The sequence below is a fragment of the Streptomyces cinerochromogenes genome (assembly GCF_014648635.1).
Taxonomy (GTDB): Bacteria; Actinomycetota; Actinomycetes; order Streptomycetales; family Streptomycetaceae; genus Streptomyces; species Streptomyces cinerochromogenes.
On the sequence record NZ_BMRM01000019.1, the window covers coordinates 1 to 18,437 of the forward strand.

15 protein-coding genes are annotated in these 18,437 nt (G+C 75.2%); 10 read left to right on the forward strand and 5 right to left on the reverse strand.

Going from position 1 to position 18,437, the window contains the following annotated elements; translation table 11 throughout:
• Nucleotides 1–70 precede the first annotated feature (70 nt).
• The 8 genes from IEZ20_RS30640 (at nt 71) to IEZ20_RS30675 (ending at nt 8,229) form a co-directional block, all read left to right on the forward strand.
• Nucleotides 71–589, forward strand: coding sequence for a Crp/Fnr family transcriptional regulator (locus IEZ20_RS30640; protein ID WP_268253088.1), 519 nt, complete (start codon nt 71–73; stop codon nt 587–589).
• Nucleotides 590–738: 149 nt separating this feature from the next.
• On the forward strand, nt 739–1,641 hold the full coding sequence (locus IEZ20_RS30645) for a nucleotidyl cyclase domain-containing protein (RefSeq protein ID WP_189304682.1): 903 nt from the start codon (nt 739–741) through the stop codon (nt 1,639–1,641).
• Nucleotides 1,631–3,823 carry a hypothetical protein gene (locus tag IEZ20_RS30650; RefSeq protein WP_189304683.1) on the forward strand — a complete coding sequence of 731 codons (2,193 nt, stop codon included), beginning with the start codon at nt 1,631–1,633 and terminating at the stop codon, nt 3,821–3,823. Before IEZ20_RS30645 ends, IEZ20_RS30650 begins: the two co-directional genes overlap by 11 nt.
• Before the next feature lie 133 nt (nt 3,824–3,956).
• The gene (locus tag IEZ20_RS30655) at nt 3,957–4,676 is read left to right on the forward strand and encodes a hypothetical protein (RefSeq protein ID WP_189304684.1); all 720 of its coding nucleotides are present in this window, start codon (nt 3,957–3,959) and stop codon (nt 4,674–4,676) included.
• The gene (locus IEZ20_RS30660) at nt 4,673–4,945 is read left to right on the forward strand and encodes a DNA-binding protein (protein ID WP_189304685.1); all 273 of its coding nucleotides are present in this window, start codon (nt 4,673–4,675) and stop codon (nt 4,943–4,945) included. Before IEZ20_RS30655 ends, IEZ20_RS30660 begins: the two co-directional genes overlap by 4 nt.
• A 149-nt stretch (nt 4,946–5,094) precedes the next feature.
• Nucleotides 5,095–6,156: a hypothetical protein gene (locus IEZ20_RS30665; protein ID WP_189304687.1), complete on the forward strand. Its 1,062-nt coding sequence runs from the start codon at nt 5,095–5,097 to the stop codon at nt 6,154–6,156.
• A 153-nt stretch (nt 6,157–6,309) separates the two neighbouring features.
• Nucleotides 6,310–7,374 (forward strand): lipoate-protein ligase LplAB, encoded by a 1,065-nt coding sequence (gene lplAB, locus IEZ20_RS30670; protein WP_189304689.1) that lies wholly within the window; start codon nt 6,310–6,312, stop codon nt 7,372–7,374.
• Between the two features lie 183 nt (nt 7,375–7,557).
• Nucleotides 7,558–8,229: a hypothetical protein gene (locus tag IEZ20_RS30675; protein ID WP_189304691.1), complete on the forward strand. Its 672-nt coding sequence runs from the start codon at nt 7,558–7,560 to the stop codon at nt 8,227–8,229.
• 66 nt (nt 8,230–8,295) lie between these two features.
• Here the strand turns inward: IEZ20_RS30675 and IEZ20_RS40020 are convergent, their stop codons facing one another.
• The 4 genes from IEZ20_RS40020 to IEZ20_RS40485 form a co-directional block, all read right to left on the reverse strand.
• Entirely contained in the window at nt 8,296–9,060 is a 765-nt protein-coding gene (locus tag IEZ20_RS40020) for an FHA domain-containing protein (protein WP_229896348.1), read from the reverse strand.
• Complete coding sequence (locus tag IEZ20_RS30685) at nt 9,035–11,086, reverse strand: AAA family ATPase (protein WP_189304693.1); 2,052 nt, start codon at nt 11,084–11,086, stop codon at nt 9,035–9,037. Before IEZ20_RS30685 ends, IEZ20_RS40020 begins: the two co-directional genes overlap by 26 nt.
• Before the next feature lie 95 nt (nt 11,087–11,181).
• The gene (locus IEZ20_RS30690; RefSeq protein WP_189304694.1) at nt 11,182–12,801 is read right to left on the reverse strand and encodes a hypothetical protein; all 1,620 of its coding nucleotides are present in this window, start codon (nt 12,799–12,801) and stop codon (nt 11,182–11,184) included.
• Nucleotides 12,798–15,422 (reverse strand): protein kinase domain-containing protein, encoded by a 2,625-nt coding sequence (locus IEZ20_RS40485; protein ID WP_189304696.1) that lies wholly within the window; start codon nt 15,420–15,422, stop codon nt 12,798–12,800. Before IEZ20_RS40485 ends, IEZ20_RS30690 begins: the two co-directional genes overlap by 4 nt.
• Before the next feature lie 167 nt (nt 15,423–15,589).
• On the opposite strand from IEZ20_RS40485, the gene IEZ20_RS30700 reads away from it, so the two are divergent.
• A complete protein-coding gene (locus IEZ20_RS30700; protein ID WP_229896349.1) occupies nt 15,590–16,789 on the forward strand; it encodes a macro domain-containing protein in 1,200 nt (399 codons plus the stop codon).
• On the opposite strand, the gene IEZ20_RS30705 is transcribed toward IEZ20_RS30700, so the two are convergent.
• Complete coding sequence (locus IEZ20_RS30705) at nt 16,764–17,441, reverse strand: 4Fe-4S single cluster domain-containing protein (RefSeq protein ID WP_189304700.1); 678 nt, start codon at nt 17,439–17,441, stop codon at nt 16,764–16,766. The genes IEZ20_RS30700 and IEZ20_RS30705 overlap by 26 nt on opposite strands.
• Before the next feature lie 238 nt (nt 17,442–17,679).
• Between IEZ20_RS30705 and IEZ20_RS30710 the strand changes: the two genes are divergently transcribed.
• The gene (locus IEZ20_RS30710; RefSeq protein ID WP_189304702.1) at nt 17,680–18,372 is read left to right on the forward strand and encodes a hypothetical protein; all 693 of its coding nucleotides are present in this window, start codon (nt 17,680–17,682) and stop codon (nt 18,370–18,372) included.
• Nucleotides 18,373–18,437 lie beyond the last annotated feature (65 nt).

Below are 18,437 nucleotides of genomic sequence, written 5' to 3' on the forward strand. Positions count from 1 at the left end.
AATGTCGTCAATCTCCGCGGCCGTCCTCACTCTGGAGCGGCAGCGCTGAAAGACCTCACTGATCGATGGGCTGGTGAAGGTCGTCCGCAGGGACGTCGACGGCCGCGAGAGGCTGCTGAGCTTCCGCGGGCCCGGCGAGGTGCTGGGCGACATGGCGGTGCAGAACGGCAGGGCCCGGCTCGCCGACGTACAGACCATTAGCGTGTGCGAAGTCGCATCGATTCCCGCGGCCGTCTTCCGGAGCTTCGTCGTCCGGCACGATCTCCCCGGCCGGCTGGCCTGCCTGGCGAACGACCGCCTGTGGGAGCAGACCGAGGCCGGCGAGGGAGACCTCGACCAGCGGCTCGCGGGAACCCTGCTGCGCCTGGTGGCCATGTCCGGCGACCGCGCCTTCCGCCTCACCCGGAGGGAACTCGCCCAGCACCTCGGGGCGGGCCGCAACTCCGTCAGCGACGCGCTGCGGCGCCTGGGCCCGGGCTGCGTCCGGGCCGACAAGACCTGCATCGAGGTCGTCGACGCGCGCCGGCTGCACGAGGCGCTGCGGCGGCCCCGGCCCGGCCGGCCGCCCGTCCCCTCCGGCAGGCAGTGACGGCCGTCACTCCTCCTGCGCACTGAGCGTGCACTGCCCCTCTCCCGGAGTGGCGAAGCTCGGAGAGCGCCCTCACCGGCGCCCCCCTGACCGCCGGTACCGGACCTCGCCCGTCCCGGTACCGGCGGGCCTTCGCAGAGGAGAGAGCCATGCACAGCGACCGTTCCGGGCTGCCCGCGACCTCGGCGGCCCCGTACTCCCGCAGCCGCCCGCTCCCGCCGTACCGCGGGATCCTGGCCGTGGACCTGAAGGGCTTCACCGAGCGCCCCGCCATCGACCACGAAGTGGTCAGCCGCGCGGTGCCCGACCTCCTGAGGATCTCGCTCGGACGCGCCGGACTGGCGCGGCTGTGGACCGACCGGCTGTTCCCCGCCACCACCGGCGACGGCTACGTCCTGGGCTTCGACCCCGCGTTGACGCCCCTGGTGATCCACCCCTGGCTGGACACCCTGCAGGACGTCGTCGCCGAACTGAACGTCCACGCCCTCGGCACGGCTCCGCTGCGGCTGCGGGTCGGTCTGCACATCGGTCCGCTGCCCGACACGGCGGACGCGTTCGGCGGCAACGGGACCGCCCGTACCGACACGCACCGGCTGCTCGACTCCCGTCCGGTCAGGGCCGTGCTGGCCGCGCACAGCGAGAACATCACGCATGTGGCGGCCATCCTCTCCGACCGGTGCTACCAGGACGCCGTCGCCTCCGGGTACACCGGACGCCACCGCGACTGGTTCCACGAGGTGCCGGCGACCGTCGACGGCAAGGCGTTCGCCCAGCGGGCCTGGCTGTACGTGCCCTCCCCCTCCGGGCCGCCGCCCGGCCGGACCGCTCCGGCGGACGGCACCACACCGGCGGACGGCACCCCTGCGGGGGACGGCAGCGCTCCGGCGGGACGGGAGGGCACCGGCTCGGCAACCGGCCGGCACCGTGCCGTCACCAGCGTGCTCCGTGCCGAGCGGGGCATCATCAACACCGGTTCCGTCCACGGCGGCCAGCACCTGGCCAACCTGGACGGGTCCGTCCGCCCCGGCCCGGAGGGCGGCCATGACGACTGACCTCGACTCGGACGGCGTCCTCGACGCCCTTCCGCCCGGACTCGTCCAGGACCGGGGCCTGGTCGTCATCGCACCGAACGGCTCGGTCAACACCGGTACCGTGCACGGCGGTCAGCGGTACACGGCGACGGACTCCCCCGCCGAGGTACCCCTGGTGCGCCAGGGCCCGGTACGGGCGAAGGACCTCCAGGCGGCCCGGGGCCGCTTCGCCCGGCCCCCCGGCTACACCACCGGCCTCGACGCGCTGGACTCCTCCGGCGTCCTGTTCGTCCTCGGAGCGCCCGGCACCGGCCGGCAGACGCTGGCGCTGAACCTCCTGGCGCACGGCCACGCCGAGCCCGTACTGCTCCAGGTCGACGGGACGGTGGACCTGGCGCACTGGCGGCCCCGGCCCCGCGGAGTGCACGGCTACCTGGTGATGAACCTGGCCGACCCGCTCTCCCTGCGGCCCTGGGACGTCTCGCGGCTGGAGGCGGAGACGGAGAAGGCCGGTGCCCGGCTGGTCGTCGTCCTGCGGGAGACCCCGGGTCTGGCACGGGTCCTGGAGGACCGCCTGGACGTGCGGGTGCTGCGGCACCGGCCGCCCGACCCGGGGGAGGTCTTCTCGCTCCACTTCGCGAGCCTGTGCCCGGACTCCCAGGAGCGCTCCCGTCGGCGCCGCCGGGTGGGGCAGGAGACCCTCGCGGCACTGCTGCCGACCGGGCTGCCGCCCGGCAGGGCGGTGCGGGTGGCCGAGGCCCTGGCCCGTCCCGGACCGGAGGGGCGGGCGAGTGGCGCCGAACTGACGGCCGGGCTCGCCGCGGCCGAGGCCGCGCGGCTGGTCTCGGCGGCGGACGACAGTCCCGCGCTGCTGGCCCACCTGCTCTCGGTCTGCGTCCACCAGGGACTGCGCCGGAACACGGTCCTCGGCCGGGCGACGGAACTGCTCGCCCTGATCCGCGCCGACCACGGCCCCGTGACCCCGCCGACGGCGCCGCCGCCGTACGACGGTGGCGCGGGCCGGGCGGCGCTCGCCCTGCCGGGTCACCCGGATCCCCGGCCGGCGGCCGGCCTCCCGGATCGCGCGGATCCCCGGCCGGCGCTCGCCCTGCCGGATCGCGCGGATTCCCGGCCGGCCCTCACCGCCGCCGCGGTCGAACCGCCGGCCGAGATCGCCGCGGTGTGCGCGGTCCGCGAGGACGGCGACGGTGACCCGGTCATCGCCTTCCTGTGGCCCGCCGTGGGCGAAGCCGTCTGGGACGAGGTGTGCCGTGCACGGTCCCCGTGGCTGCCGCTGCTGCACGTCTGGCTCGGCGCGGCCGGGGACGAGGAGCAGGCGGAACGCGCGGGGCGCGCGCTGGCCGCCCTGGCCGTGCGCACCGCCGGGCGCAGTCTCGGTCTCCTCGCGGACCTGGTCCGTACCGGGCCGGCCGCCGCCGAGGTCGCGGGCCGTGCTCTCGCCGCGTCGTCCCGCCTCCCCCCGGCCGCCGCCACGGCGCGGGCCCTGCTGGAGGAATGGAGCGGCGCGCCCGAAGCGTCGCTGCGCGCCACGGTCGCGGTCGCGTGCCGGCCCGACGCGGACGGGCTGCCCGCCGAGGACGCCATGCGGCTGCTGCGCCGGGTGGTGGACGCGATCGGCGACGGGGACGCCGCGGCGACGGCCCTGCACGTGTCGCAGACGCTCCTCCTCCGGTTCTCCGCCGGGACGCACCGGACCCGGGCGGTCATCGTGCGTGACCTGGCCGTCTGGGCGAGCGTGGAGGACGTAGCGGGGTTGCTGGCCGCCCTCGCGTTCCCCGCGCTCGTCGCCGACGACTGCGACTGGTTCGGCGGCCGGCTGTCCTCACAAGAGGCGTTCGGCGAGACCGGGGGCGCCGGGGAGCCCGGGAAGTTCGGGGAGGAGGACGTCGCGGGCCCGGTCGTCGCCCTCGTCGGTGCCGCCCTGGACGAGGCTTCGGCCTATCCGGCGATGCGGGACGCGCTGTTGATGTGGTGCGCCGGGGCGGCCGGCGTACCCGGACGCACCCGGCAGCTCGACGAGTTGTTCGCCCGGCTCGTCGACAGCCGCCGCCCCGGGTTCCTGCGGCTGCTGCTGTCGATCGAGCGGGCGGCCGAGACCACTCCCGGCAAGGCGCTCGCCGAACGGTCCCTCGCCCGATGGCGCGGCGGACCCGCCCCTGCCGCCGCCGACCCGGCCGAGTGAGCCGCGCCAAGCGGGCCACGCCGAGTGGGCCGCGCCAAGCGTGCCACGCCAAGCGGGCGCCGAGTCGGCCGCGCTCGGTGTCCCCCACCTTCTCGACCAGGCGTCCCCGACCCTCATGACCAGGAGAACCACGATGACGTCACCTCCGTACTCCGCCCTCTTCACCCGCGTGGAGCGGGACCTGCGCAGCCGGGAGCCGCTCACCGGGCTCCGGCTGGACGACGGATCCGGGGCCCCGGGCACCGCCCTGACCCCCGCCGAGGCACGCCCCCTGCTCTACGACCGCTCGGCGCCGGCCGCCCAACGGGCCTCGCTGTGGCACCAGATCGCCGCGCTGGCCCGGGCGGACACGGACGGGAACGGCTGGCGGCTGGGCGCGGTGTGGCTGGGGCTGCCCGGTCTGCGCCGCCACGCCTTCGCCCTCGTCCACCGGTTCGGCGCCGACCGTGACGACGTCGAGGCGGAGTTGCTCACCGCCTACCTGGAGACGCTGCGGACGATCGAGCCGTGCACCCCCGACCCCGGATCCGTCCTGCTGCGCTCGGCGTGCACCCGCGCCTGGAAGGCCGTCGGCAAGGCGCGGCCGGAGAGGACCGTGGAGGACATCCAGTACACGGTCGGCTCCCGGCGCGACCGGGGCGCCCTGTGGCAGGCGGAGTTCGGGGGCCGCGACCGGCCGGACGGCCTCGCCGCCACCCTGCGGATCACCCTCCCGGCCGACCGGGCGGAGGGCGTCCGGATCGGCGCCCTCGCCCGGGAATGGGGGCTGACCGCACGGGTCGCCGGGGCCGGCCGGTTCCAGCGGGGCCGCAGGGTCGGCACGCTGTCCCTGCGCTCCCGGAGCCGCGGATGACCGGGCGCGCGCAGACCCCCCTGACCTTCCGGGAGGTGCTGGACCTGCCGGTCAGTGTCGACCTGAGGACGGCGGCCAGGGCGTACGGCATGTGCATGGCCACGGCCTACCGGCTGGTCGCCCTCGGCACCTTCCCCTGCGAGACCGTGCGGGTCGGCCGCCGGCACCGCGTCCTCACCGCCCATCTGCTGACCTCGCTGGGCATCGAGGAACGGCCCGTCTACGCCGACGACCTCGGCGACGGCGTGGCGCTGACCCTCTTCGACTGAGCCGCACCGGGCGGGGCGGGCCGGCCCCGCCCGCGGCCCCTCCCCCCTTCCGCCTTCCGCCTTCCGCCTTCCGCCTTCCCCTGCCGTCCTTTCCCCCCTTCCCTCCCCTTCCCTTCCTTTCCCTTCCCTCTGTCAGGAGGTACTTCGTCATGCCCACCTGTCTCGTCCTGGGACCCACGGCGCTCTTCCACGAGGAGGTCGTACGGCCCGTCTGCGAGGAACTGGAGCTGTCCCTGATCCGGGCCGACCAGCTCGCCGATCCCAGCCCGCTGGGCGAACGGCTCATGCGTCACCTGGTCGAGGAGGACGTGGTCGTCGCCGATCTCACCGGGGGCCATCCGGCCGTGGTGCTCGGGCTCGGGATCCGGCACGCCACCGGCCGGAGCGCGGTCCGGCTGGGGCAGGCCGGCACGGTGCCGGCGGATCTCGGCGCGCTCCCGGCCATCGAGTTCCCGCCGCTGCCCGGAGGCCGGGCCGAGGCGCGGGCCCTGCTGCGGGCGGCCCTCGCCGAGGAGCTGGGCCTGGTCGAGGAGCTGGGACTGGCCGGGGACCTGGGTCTCGCCGGGGACCTGGGTCTGGCCGCCGCACCGGCCGGGGACGGCGGCCGTGGCGAGGCCGGGGACGAGCCGGCCGAGGACCCTGCCGCACTCGAGGAGAGCGGTCCCGGTCTGCTGGACCTGGCGGTCGCGGCCGAGACCGAGATGGAGGCGATGGCCGAGGACATGGCGATGGTCGAGGCGGCCTTCCTGGACCTGGGCGCGATGGGCGAGCTGTTCACCGAGGACGTGGTGCGGGCCAATATGCCGGGCACCCCGATGAGCGCTCGGCTGGCCGTCGTCAACCGGTTCGCCAAGTCCATCGAGGGTCCCTCGGACGAACTGGAGGCGGCGGCCTGGCGCCTGGCCTCGCGGATGGAGCTGACGATCGGCGCGCTGCGGGCCTTCCTGGAGTGGGCCGGGAGCACCCCCCGCTCCGAGTGGCCCGACTTCGTGGACGCCCAGCTCGACCAGGTGATCGAACAGACGCGGGAGATGCGGGAGTCGGCCACCGGCGTCGAGGAATTCGGGCCCATGCTCCTGTTCCTCGGCAGGACCAGCAGCCGGATGCGCGGGCCGAGCCGGAAGATCGCCGCCGCGCTCCGGACGCTGCTGGGGATCCTGTCGCCGATGGAGGAGTGCGCCCGCATGGCCCACATGCTGAAGCAGGCCTGACCGCCGTACCGCACCGCCCGGCCCGGGCGGCCGGGACGGCGGGGTCCGGGCCGGCGCGGTGCGTGGCGAGCCGTCCGGTGCGTCCGGTGCGTCCGGGAACACCCCGGCCGGGCCGGACGTTGATCTCGTGCGGCAGGAACGGAGGCGCGGGAAGTGCACGGTGAGTACAAGGTGCCCGGCGGCAAGCTCGTCGTCGTGGACGTGGACGTCGAGGACGGCGTGCTGCGGCGGGTGCGCGTGGCGGGGGACTTCTTCCTGGAACCGGACGAGGCGCTGGACGCGGTGAACGGCGCGCTGGAGGGCGCCCCCGCGGACACGGACGCGGCGGGGCTGGCCGCGCGGATCGACGCTGCGCTCCCCGCGGGGACGGTGATGTACGGCCTGACCTCGGAGGGCGTCGGCATCGCGGTGCGCCGGGCGCTCGCACACGCCACGGACTGGACGGACTACGACTGGCAGCTGATCCACGAGGTCCCGCAGCCGCCGGCCCTGCACATGGCGCTGGACGAGGTGCTGACCGCCGAGGTGGCCGCGGGCCGGCGGCCACCGACACTGCGGGTGTGGGAGTGGGGCGCCCCGGCGGTGATCATCGGCAGCTTCCAGTCGCTGCGCAACGAGGTGGACCCGGAGGGCGCGGCCCGGCACGGCATCGAGGTGGTGCGGCGGATCTCCGGCGGCGGCGCGATGTTCGTGGAGCCGGGCAACACGATCACCTACTCGCTGTCGGTGCCCGAGTCCCTCGTCCAGGGCCTGTCCTTCCAGGACAGCTACGCCTATCTCGACGACTGGGTGCTGGGCGCCCTCGGCGACATGGGCATCCGCGCCTGGTACCAGCCGCTGAACGACATCGCCACGGACCAGGGCAAGATCGCGGGCGCGGCGCAGAAGCGGATCCTCGGGCCCGACGGCGGCCCCGGCGCGGTGCTGCACCACGTGACCATGTCGTACGACATCGACGCGGACAAAATGGTCGAGGTGCTGCGGATCGGGCGGGAGAAGCTGTCCGACAAGGGGACGAGGAGCGCGAAGAAGCGGGTCGATCCGCTGCGGCGGCAGACGGGGCTGCCCCGGGAGGCCGTCATCGACCGGATGATCGAGTCCTTCCGCGCGCGCTACGGCCTGGCGCCGGGCAAGGTGACCGACGCGGAACTGGCCCGCGCGGAGGAGCTTGCGCGCACCAAGTTCACCTCTCCGGAGTGGACGGCGAGGGTGCCGTAGCCGGCGAACGGCGGGCAGGGGCGCAGGAGATAAAGGGCAAAGCCGGACAGCGGGCGCAGGCCGTCGTGACCGCTCGGGCACGGAGAGCGTTGGCACTTCCGCCCCACAGGCAGTCATGTGACACTGTCGTCCCCGTCCACCATGCGGACCCCTCCGCACCCCCTCCCCCACGAGAAGTGCGCCGTGCGTTCCCTTCCTCTGCCGCTCACCCTCACCGCGCGTCTGTCGCCGGTCGCGGTGCTCGCCTGCGCCGGCTGGGCGCTGTCGTCCGGGCCGGCCGCGCCGCCGGCCGCGGCCGGGCACCAGACGGCCCAGAAGGCGCCTGCCGCGTCCTCCGCCACCGCCCCCTCGTCGTCCTCCGGGGCCACGAAGACCTACTCCGCCGCGCCCTCCCCCTGCGCCGCGGTACCTGCGGCCACGGTCAAGTCGCTGGTGCCGGGCGCGAAGACGGCCGGCAAGGAGATCCCGTCCACCGACACCGCGCTGCGCCGCACCTGCTCCTGGAACGCCCTCAAGGGCTACGACTACCGCTGGCTCGACGTGTCGTACGAGATCGTCGACTCGGACGAGGCGGCCGGGAAGGAGTACGGGCAGCGGGTCGCCGAGAAGAGCGGCGGCGGGGCGGTGCCGGGGCTCGGGGACAGCGCCTACTCCGTCGTGAACCTCACCACGGAGGACGAACAGCAGACCCGTGAGGGCGTGGTGATGGTCCGTGCCGCCAACGCCCTCGTCATCGTCACCTACAACGGCAGCGACTTCGAGACCAAGAAGGCCCCCGCCACGGACGAGATCAACAAGGGCGCCATCAAGGCCGCGAAGTCAGCGGTGGCCGCGCTGGGCGGCGGCCAGGACTGAGCGGTACGGCGGCACCCGGGCCGGAGCGGTACGGGGGCACCCGGGCCGGAGCCCGTACGGAGGTGCTCAGTCGTCCGGCCCGGCGGGCTCGTCCTCGATGCCGCGGACCACGAAGCCGACCCGGGGGCCGAGTTCGATCCGGTCGCCGTTGTGCAGCCGCTCGGCCCGGTCCGGCACCAGCACGCGGTCGTTGAGTCGGGTGCCGTTGGTGGCGCCCTGCGCGACCTCGGTCACCCAGGCCGCCCCGTCCTCGGTGTGCAGGACGGTCGCGTGCCGGCCCGACACCGTCTCCTCGTGGGCCAGGAGCGCCGACGCCTCGGGCGCCCAGCTGCTGCTGCGGCCCAGGCGGAGTTCCGTGCCGCGCGGCACGACGAGGTGCCGGCCGCCGGACCGGAACACCAGCCGCAGGGCACCGCCCGCCAGCCGCTCGGGCCTCCGTCCCGTACCGGCCTCCCGCCGGGGCGCGCCGACCGGGGTCAGGCACGCGGGGCACACGGCCGTACCGGCGGGGACGACCGCCCCGCAGTCCCGGCACCGCTCACCGACGGACGGCGGGGACGGGACGGACGCGGGGCGCGCGAAGAGGCGGGAGCGGCCGACCCGCCCCCACTCGTCGTCGTCAGCCCCGTCGTCGTCGGTCCCGTCGTCGTCGGTCCCGTCACGGTCGGTCCCGTCGCGGTCGGTCCCGTCGCGGTCGGCCCTGTCCGCGTCTGCCTCTGCTTCTACGGCCGTGTCTGCGGCTGCGTCTGGTGCGTCGTCGACGGTGCGCCCCTCGCCGCCCCAGTCGTCGCCGCCCCAGTCGTCGTCATCCCAGTCGCGTACCCCCGCCATCCGCGGCTCCCTTCTTCAGGACCACCCTCGTGTCCACCCGGCCGCTGTCGGCCTCCCGGACGTCCGTCACCACCACCGTGGTGCCCGGCCCGAGGTCGGGCGCGGCGAACAGCTCCCGGGCGAGCGGATTGATCAGATGGGTCTCCAGCACCATGCCGATGCCACGGCCGCCGTTCCACTTGTCCCGGGTGCAGTACTCCAGCAGTTCGCGCCGGGCCTTGTCCTCGATCCGGAGGACGAGCTGGTGCCCCTGGGCCAGCTGGCGCTGGATGTTGCGGACCTGGAGGTCGAAGATCTGCTCGGCGACGTCGTCGGAGATGAAGTCGAAGACGACGACGTTGCCGCCGATCCGGTTCATCAGCTCAGGGCGTCCGATGACCTGTTCGAAGTGTTTCTTGACGTTGTCCCGGACGGTGGCCTCCAACTCCTTGTACGGCGTGCCGGGTTCCACGATCCACTCGCGTTCCCCGGTCTCCGGGTCGGTGCGCTGCACGCCGAGGTTGGAGGTGAAGATGAGCACGCACTCGCTGAAGTACGTGGTGACGCCCTGACCGTCGGTGAGCCTGCCGTCCTCCAGCACCTGGAGGAACTTGTCCAGGATGCCCTTGTCGGCCTTCTCGATCTCGTCGAAGAGGATGACGCGGAACGGGTTCTCCCGTACGGCGGAGGTCAGTTCGCCGCCCGCCTCGTAACCGACGTAGCCCGGGGGCGCGCCGACGAGCCGGTCGGCGGAGTGCGCGGCGGAGAACTCGCTCATGTCGAAGCGGAGATAGGCCTGGTCGCTGTCGAAGAGGACGGAGGCCACGGCCTTCGCCAGCTCCGTCTTGCCGGTTCCGGTGGGGCCGGCGAAGAACAGCACACCGCGTGGCCGGTGGCCGGGGCTGGTGGCCTGCGCGCCGGACAGCCCCAGCGCCGCGCGCTTGAGGATGTCCAGGGTCATCGCCACGGCCGCCTCCTGGCCCAGCACCCGGTTGGGGATGGACCGCTCGTTGCGCGGGTCCTCGCCGCGCAGGATGCGCTGCCGTATCTCGTCGCGGCTCCAGGGGTTCTTCTCCACGCCCAGCCGGTAGATCCGTACGGCGTCCGGCATGGCGGCGAAGGGCAGACCGCGGGAACGGGCGAGCCGCACGCTCTCCTCCATGGCCCGCAGGCTCAGTCCGGAGGCCGCCCGGGCGAAGGCGCCGACCGCGCGGGCCGCCTCCTCGGCGTCCACGCCGGTGCCCGCGCGGGCGTGCACGCCGGCGGGGACGGTGGTGGTCGTGCCGTCGGGCGCGGCGGATCCGTCGCGGCTGCCGTGTCCGGCGTAGCGCTCGTACCGCTCGTGCAGGAGGCGGGCCATCGTGCCGCGTTCGTCCGCGTCCGGCTCCGGCACGGCGACCGCGCGGATCCGCTCGCTGCCGGCGATCAGCCAGCCGGGTACGTCCCGCTCCCCGTCGGCGAGCCAGATCACCGGGTTGAACAGGCCCGGCCCCTTCGGTACGACACCGGGTGCCTTGCGGGGCGGCAACGGCTCGGCCTCCTCGGCGAGTTTCAGGCAGGCGAGGAAGAAGTCCCGTTCCTCGGGGGTCAGCCGGGACGGGTCGGTGAGGATGCGGGAGGCGTGGTCGATCACCAGGGCGACCCTGAGCGGAGAGAGCCGGCGGCCCTCGCGCCGGTGCGCCCACCCGTTGGTGAGGTTCCGCAGCTGCTCCAGCACGGCCTGCCGCTGCGCCGCCGTCTGACCGGGGAACTCCCGTGGCCCGTGGAGCAGTTCGTCCACGGCGGCGGCGGCCCGGGCCCCGCTCTCGCCGACGTCCGCCACCTGGAAGCCGGTCACCTGGTCGCACAGCACCAGAGCCTCGTAGCCCATCGTCCGCAGCGGGTTCCACAGCACGTCGTGCAGCGAGTAGTACCGGTCCCGGCCACGACGGCGCACGAGGTGCAGGTCACGGATGTTGCCGTGCAGGACGTACTGCGCGTGCACCCCCAGCGTTCCGGTCAGCTCCTCCACGAAGGGCGGGAGCCGGTCGTCCTTGGACAGGTCCATCGTTCCTCCCCGATGCGCGCTGTTCCGGGCCGCGCGCCGGCCATGGATGGTGCGGTCCTCTCGGCGCCGTGCTCCGCGACACCGGCTCACCGTGCTCAGCGGCGTCCGCCGCCGTCGACGGTCCGGTGCCGGACGGCGTCCGCGCGGTCGCCCCGGCGGTCGTCCCTGCGGGTGGCGGCCGGCTCGTCGAGCACCACGGCGTCCTCGCCCAGCACGCCCGGCAGGGCCCCCTCGGTGCTTTCGACCTTGAATTCGAGGTCCAGGCCGAGCCCGGCGGTGATCTCCTCGAACTCGGCGAGCCGTTGCCGGGTCTCGGCGCAGCGGGCGTCGTCCAGGGCGCGCTGCCCGGCCGTCCGCTCCCCGGGCCCGCCCCGGTACATGGTCGCCACCCGGAGGCGGCCGTCGACCAGGGTCGCCCGCAGCCAGTGGCCGGGCTCCCAGCCGTCCGGCGTCCAGTCGAGGCGGATCTCCTGGCCCTCGGGCCGTCCCGCCCCGGCCTGGCCGCCGAACCTCCTGGCCAGCTCGGCGACGGCGCCCGCGCACTGCTGACGGATGTAGATCGCCTCCAGGGCCCGCTGCCGCTCGTCGACCCGGCGTTCGACCAGCTCCCGTTCGGCCGGGGTCAGCGGGGTGCCGTGGTCCAGGGTCCGGCGCAGCAGCGCCAGGGCGTCCGGTGCCGGGGCGAGGTCCTCGGCACCCTCCGGGGTCTCGTAGCCGAGGAACTCGTACTGCAGGGCGGCGGCTTCCTGGGCCTCCCGGGCCTCCTGTGCCTGCCGGGCCGCGTCCCGGACGAACTTGCGGGCCTCGGTGAGGTGGATACGGGCCCGGCGGGGGTCGTCGGCGGCGCGGCGTACGGCGTCCCGGACGGCGCCCGCGGCGAGTTCGGCGGTCTCGGCGGGCGCGTACGGGTCCAGCTCGCCGAGGATCTCCGCGCCGGTACGGCGGACCTCGTCCGGGTCGAGTGCGCCGGGGGTGCGCCCGGCGGCGGTCTGCCGGGGCATGCGGTGGGCCTCGGCGTCGGCGGTGCGCTCGTCGGAGAACCGGCGCAGCGCGCGCTGCCGGCTCTCGCGCAGGGCGCCCTGCCAGTCGTCGTCCCGCTCCTCGTCGAGCCGGAGCAGGGCGGCGAGGCGCTGCTGTTCCCACGCGGCCTGGCGTTCCTCCGCGCGGTGCAGGGCCTCCTCGGCACGGGCCAGGTGCCGGCGCAGTTCGCCGAGCCGCTCCCCGACGGGTGTGAGCGGCGGGGGCACGTCGGGGACCGGTGGGGAGCCGGGCGGGCCGCCGGGTGCCGCGGCGGCCCGTGCCGCGCGGGCCAGCAGGGCGGTCCTGCGGGCGTTGAGCCGGGCGGCGGCGAACGCGGCGGCCTCCCACTGCTCGGCGGCCGTGGCGGCCAGCTGCTGCTGCCGCTCCAGGCAGCGCTGTTCGTCCGCGGCCCGTACCGCCGCCGCGGCGAGGAGCCGGGTGCCGAGCAGGGCGGCCCGCCCGACGAGCAGGACGCCGCTGAGCGAGCCGAGCACCTGGAGCGCGGCGTCCGCGGCCTGGTGGACCGCGTGGCCGGTCGCGCCGGCGAGATGGGCGGAGGCCTGCCCGGTCGCGTCGTGCAGGTGCAGCATGCCGGTGTGCGGCAGCGCCTGCGGGTCGAGGGGCGGCGGGGGCGGGGGGAAGGACACCGCGGGTTCGATCATCTGGATCGTGGGCAAGGCGAGACCCGAACTCATGTCTGCTCTCCTGTCGTGTCGGTCGTCGTCCCGGCCCGCCGGCGGACCACCCGCCGTAGCCGCCGCCACCCGTTCCCGGCCCGCGCGCGAACCCCCTGCCCCAGCCGCCGCCACCAGCCCCCGGTCCGGCCGGTATCCGGCTGCCGACCCCGGCGCCACCGGCCTCCTGCTCCTGCCCGGTCGCCGGCCGGCCGCCCCGGCCACCGGGACCGGCCCCCGGCCCGCCCGCGAACCGCCTGCCGCAGCCGGCGCCACCCGTCCCCGGCCCGCCCGCGAACCGTCCGCAGCAGCCGGCGCCACCGGTCCCGGAGGGGGAGCCGGGCCCCGGGCTGTCCGTCGGGTCCGGGCCGCCACTGCCGGCCGCGACGTCGGGCCTCCCGCCGGGCCCGGCGCTCGCTTCGCAGCCGCCGCCAGGCCCAGCCGCGGCGCACGCTCCAGACGGCGACGGCGGCGGCCGAGGCGAGCGGCCACAGCCACGGGGCCACGGCGACCGCGTAGAACCCGGCGAAGCCGGCGAGGACGAGCAGCGCCGCGCCCACCCAGCGTCCGAGCCGGGTGCGGGCCAGCCTGCCGGGCCGCTCCGAGCTGCGGATCAGCAGGCCCGCCAGCGACCGGCCGGGGTGGTAGAAGGGCGGGCCGATGTACACGGCGGTCCACATCTCCACCACGAAGACGAACGCGGCGGCGGGCAGCGCCTCCAGCCAGGCCGTGACGACCGCCTCGTCGGATGCGCGGCCGAGCACGTCCGCGAGGCCGATCACGAAGGTCCAGGGGGCGGTGACGGCGACGGCTCCGAGCAGGGCCCAGCCCAGCGTGGGCAGGCGGTCCATCCGGCGCAGTACGGCGATGAGTCCGTCCTGGTCGGCCGCCAGCAGCCGGGCGTGTTCCTCTTCCAGGCGTCGGTCGCTGAGCGCCTGCGCGTCCCTCCGGGCCCGGCCGGTGAGCAGCAGGGCGACGACGAGGCGTACGTCGTCGTCCTGGGCGGAGAGCAGCGCGTCGAACCAGGGGATCCGCGCCGGGAGTTCGGCGCGGATCCGCAGCAGCAGGCGGGTGAGCTGCTCCCTGGTGCGTTCCGGTTCGCGCGCCAGTTGCAGCAGCCAGGCGTCCACGGCCACGGTGCGTCTGAGGTCGGCGCGGTCCCGGCGGTCGCGCCGCAGTTCTTGGACGGTGGGCTCCCACCGGTCGCGCAGGACGCGCCACGCGTCGGCGGTCCGGTCGAGTCCGTGGCCGCCGGGCCGCTGGGCGAGTCCGGTGAGCACCTCGGGGTGGTCCGCCAGGTACCGGACCAGCGTGACCGCGTCGGCGTGCCCGTCCCGGGCGCCCTGGCAGAGCCGGCGCATGCCTTGCGCGTCCAGGGGTGCTCCGTGCCAGGTGACGTCGAGTCCGGGGCCGAGCCAGTTCAGCAGGTCCACGACGACCGCGACGGGCGGGGGCCCGGCCAGGTCCTGCCGCAGGCGGCGCAGCCGGTCCAGTTCGCCGCTGCTGCGGCCGCCGACGGACGCGAACTGGCCCAGCCATTCGACCAGTCGGGCCCGGTCCTCGTCGTCGGCCAGCATCCGCGCCGCCGACACGTGGTTCTGGTCCAGGTGGACGGCGAGGTGCTCGGTGCCGGTGAACTCCTGGCCCATGAACGGGAAGGGCCGGACCGCGGGGCGCGCGGGGTCGTCGGGGAAGATCCGCCCGTCGGTGCGCGGGGCGACGTCGGGGTCCTTGCCGTCCAGCCAGTCCCGCACCTGCGCCGCCTGCCAGCGCTGCTCGGGCGCCCGGGTGAGCAGGCCCTCGCAGAGCAGGCGGGTCCGCCGGTGCGTGATGCCGCTGACGTCGGGGGCGTGGGTGGCGATCTCCGCGAGCACGTCCTCGTCCCGGCGGAACTCGATGGGGTGCCTGCCGAGCGCGAGGTGGGCGGTGACCATGCCGAGGGACCACCAGTCGCCGGCCTCGGAGACGGTCTGCCGGAGCAGTCCGGCCTCCGGTGCGAGGTAGAGGGGCTTGCCGCGCCAGTCGGTCCGGGGCTCCAGCGCCTCCTCGGGCCGGTGGACGGCGGCGCCGAAGTCCACGAGGACGAGGTCGGCGGTGTCACCGCGGCGCGTCTGCACCATGATGTTGTCGGGCGTGATGTCCCGGTGGACCACGCCCCGTTCGTGCAGGGCGGTGACGGCGTCCCAGAGCTGGCCCACCACCGCGTGTACGGCGTCGGGGGGCAGGCCGTCGGGGTGGTCCCGGAGGTACCTCTCCAGGGTCTCCTCGCCGTGCGACCAGTACAGGTGCCAGGGGTGGCCGTGGGCGTCGCCGGTCTCCAGGAGCCGTTCCAGATGGGGGGCCGGGCGTGCGCCCAGCTCCCGCAGCTCCTGCTCGACGTCCGGGTCCGGGGCGTGCAGCCGGTGGTACCACTTGAGGACCAGCGGTATCTCGGCGGCCCCATGGCGTGCCGTCAGGTCACGGACGCGCAGGACGACGGCCTCGGCGGGCCGGAGTGCCTCGGAAAGCACGGCGACGAGCAGAAAGCGGTCGGCGAGTGCGGGCGGTACGTCAGCGCGTACCGGGCGGGTCTCGATGATCCGCGCATTGGTGAAACCCCCGTCGGCGGGGTCGACGAATCGGGTGGGCGGTGTGGTCGTCATCTACCGGCCTTCCGGGAAACGCGCTGGGTGAACCGGGGGCCACAATGCTTCGGCGAGCGGGCCCAAGGGACGGGCCGCAGGACGAAGAAGATATCCCGATTCCCTGCGAGGGGCGGGGAGTTTCCCGGATCTTCAGCACATGCCCGCCCGGGACTACGATGCGCATCATGTGCTCCCTGCCCTCGCACGAAAGTCTCGTCGCCGAACTCAGGGAAGTGAGGCGCCGAGGCCTGCCCGGGTTGCGCCACTGCGCCAGGGACGCGCTGCGCGAGGCCGCCACGGCGGCCGGCCTGTGCACCGGGCCGGACGACGAGCAGACCGGTATCGAGGAGCTGCTCGGCGCGGCGGTGCGGCGGCTGGCCGGCGGGCACCCGGTGCGGGACGACGACTCCAGCGATCCGCTGGCCCGCGCCGCCGCCCACTCCTTCGGGCTCTTCGCCGCGCGCCGCGGGGTTCCCGGCACCGACCGGCGCAAGGCCGCGGCGGCCGTCTACGGCGTGACCACCGAGCGGTTCCGCAAGAGCCAGGAGCACGACGTCGTCGCCGAACTGGCGGCGGCGGTCCTGGCGGTCGCCCGGGAGTCCGATGTCCGCCAACAGACCGGTGCCGCAGTTGAGTTGACGACACCGGCGCCCCCGGTGCAGACGGCCCCGCCCGCGCACACCGCCCCGCCCTCGCCCCCGGCCCGGGCCGCCGGCGGTTTCCCGGCCCGGCGCCCGGCCGTCCGACCGGTCACCGCCGGAGCGGCGGCCCCGGCGGGCCGGATCACCGTCCGGGTGTGCCCGATCGAGGAGGTCCGGGACGTGGACATCCTCGTCTCCTCGGAGAACACCTATCTGGAGATGTCCAAGACCTTCCGCCCCACGGTGTCCGGCGCGCTGCGCCGGGCCGCCGCCCTGCGGGACGGCTCGGGCGAGATCGTGGACGACGTGCTCTCCCGGGAGCTGGGCGTGTGGCTGCGGACGCACGGCCGTTCGGGCAGGCCGGTGCGGCCGGGTACGGTGATCGCCACCTCGTCCGGCGCCCTGGCCGCGCAGGGGGTGCGGCGCGTCCACCACGCGGCGATCGCCACCCCGGTCGGCGGCGGCGACCGCTACCACGTGTCCCCCGCCGTGCTGGGCGAGGTGGTGCGTACGTCCTTCGAACTGGCCCGCCACGAGAGCGAGTTCCTCTCCCTGCCGATGTCCTCCATCTGTTTCCCGCTGCTCGGCGCCGGCCGGGGCGGCCTGCCCGTCGAGACGGTGGCCCGCCGGCTGCTGGAGGCGATCCGGGCGGAGCTGCGCCGGGACCCGTCCTGGTCGGTGCTGGTGGTCACGTTGGAGGAGGGCCACGCTCGGCTGCTCACGGCCGCCAGCTCCGCTCCGTGAAGCCGACTCCGCGCTGCCGCAACCGCCGCTCCAGTTGCGCGAGTTCACCGCGGAGCGGGACGCCGTAGAACCGCAGCCGCCCGTCGTCGGCGGGGCCCGTCTGGAGCCGTGGGCCCGGTGACTCCCGGGTGAGGTACGGGACGTAGCGGGCGGTGCCGAGCGGGGTGAGCGGGACGATCCGCTGGTTGGCCGAGCCCCGCCAGGCCAGCCGGGTGGGCTCCGCGATCCGGAACCGGCCGGTGATCACGGCGTCCGCGCCGCGGAGGGCGGACCGCTGCCCGGGCGTCAGCTCCCCGGACTCGTACCCCGTGTACACCAGCAGGTCGGCGGGGTGGGGTCCGGCGCTCCCCGCGCGGCGCCGGGCCCCGTCCCGCAGGCGGGCCGCACCGGCGAGGAGTTCCGCGAGGGCCGCCGCCTGCTGCAGCGGCTCGCCGCCGCTGACCGTGAGGCCGTCCGCCCCGTCGGCGAGGGCCCGCCGCCACAGCGCGAGCACCTCGCCGACCGTGGCGGGCGTCCCCGCCTCCGGGTCCCAGGTGTGCCGGGACATGCATCCGGGGCAGGCCAGCGAGCAGCCCTGGAACCAGACGCCGAGCCGTTTTCCGGGGCCCAGTGTTTCCAACGGGTAGTGCGTCCCGTCGAGGCGTAATTCCACGGCATCTCCTCCTCGCACCGGCTTGGAGTATCCAGTGCGGCGAGGGCCGCCCGCAATTGCCGGAAGGCCGCGATCCGGCTCTCCGCCGGGCGGGAACCGGTTGTTTTCCGGAACCCCGCAAAGAATGATCGGTTCCTCTGAAATCGCGTGCCCCGGAAGGGGTTTTGCTCCGCTACTCTCTCCCCATCGCGGCGCCTTCCCACCCGGACCGCCCGCGACGAATGGGGGCTCTTCGAAAATGATCAACAAAGCTCGAATAAACGTCCGGGTTCGACGGCTGAAAACCGGGCGCCTCTCCTCGCTGCGCGCCCGGTTCCACGGCCGCCGGGACGCGGCCGGGCTCCGGGAACTGCTGAGGGACACCGCGGCGGGACGCACACCGGCCGACACCGGCCTGCCGCCCTACGTCCTCGGCCTGCACGCGCGGGTGCGGCGCGGCAGCGCGCGGCTGCGTTCCCGCACCCTGGCAGCGCACCGCGATCTGTACGTCCGGATCCAGGCCGAGTCGGTACGGGTGGTGACCCAGTACACCGTGCGCAGGGATCCGGCGCCGGCCGCGCTCGCCCGGTACGGGCGGAGCGTCGCGGAGTGGCGCTCCGCCGCCGCGGTCTGCCGGCAGCAGGCCCAGCAACTCGTGGACGAGGCGAACCAGTTGATCGCCTGCTACTGGGACGCCGTCTGGACCCGCGCCCAGGCCGACGGCGGCGGTGACGGCGAGGCCGGCGGCCCGCCGCCGGGCCGGCTGCCCGGGGAGATCACGCTGGACCCCACCTGGGCCAACCTGGACGACAGCCTGCTCAGCGACCGCTGGTACGCCCCGCAGGACGTCGGACGCCACGCCGACCCGTCGGCCGTCGCCCAGGCCCTGCACATCCTCGACCACCAGACGGTGCCCGGCGCCGACGCCACGAGCGGTGCCCGCGGGCGATGACCGTCCCCCGGCCGCCCGCCGCCCGTCCCGCGTACCCCGCTCCCCGGTACCCCGCTCTTCGTGCC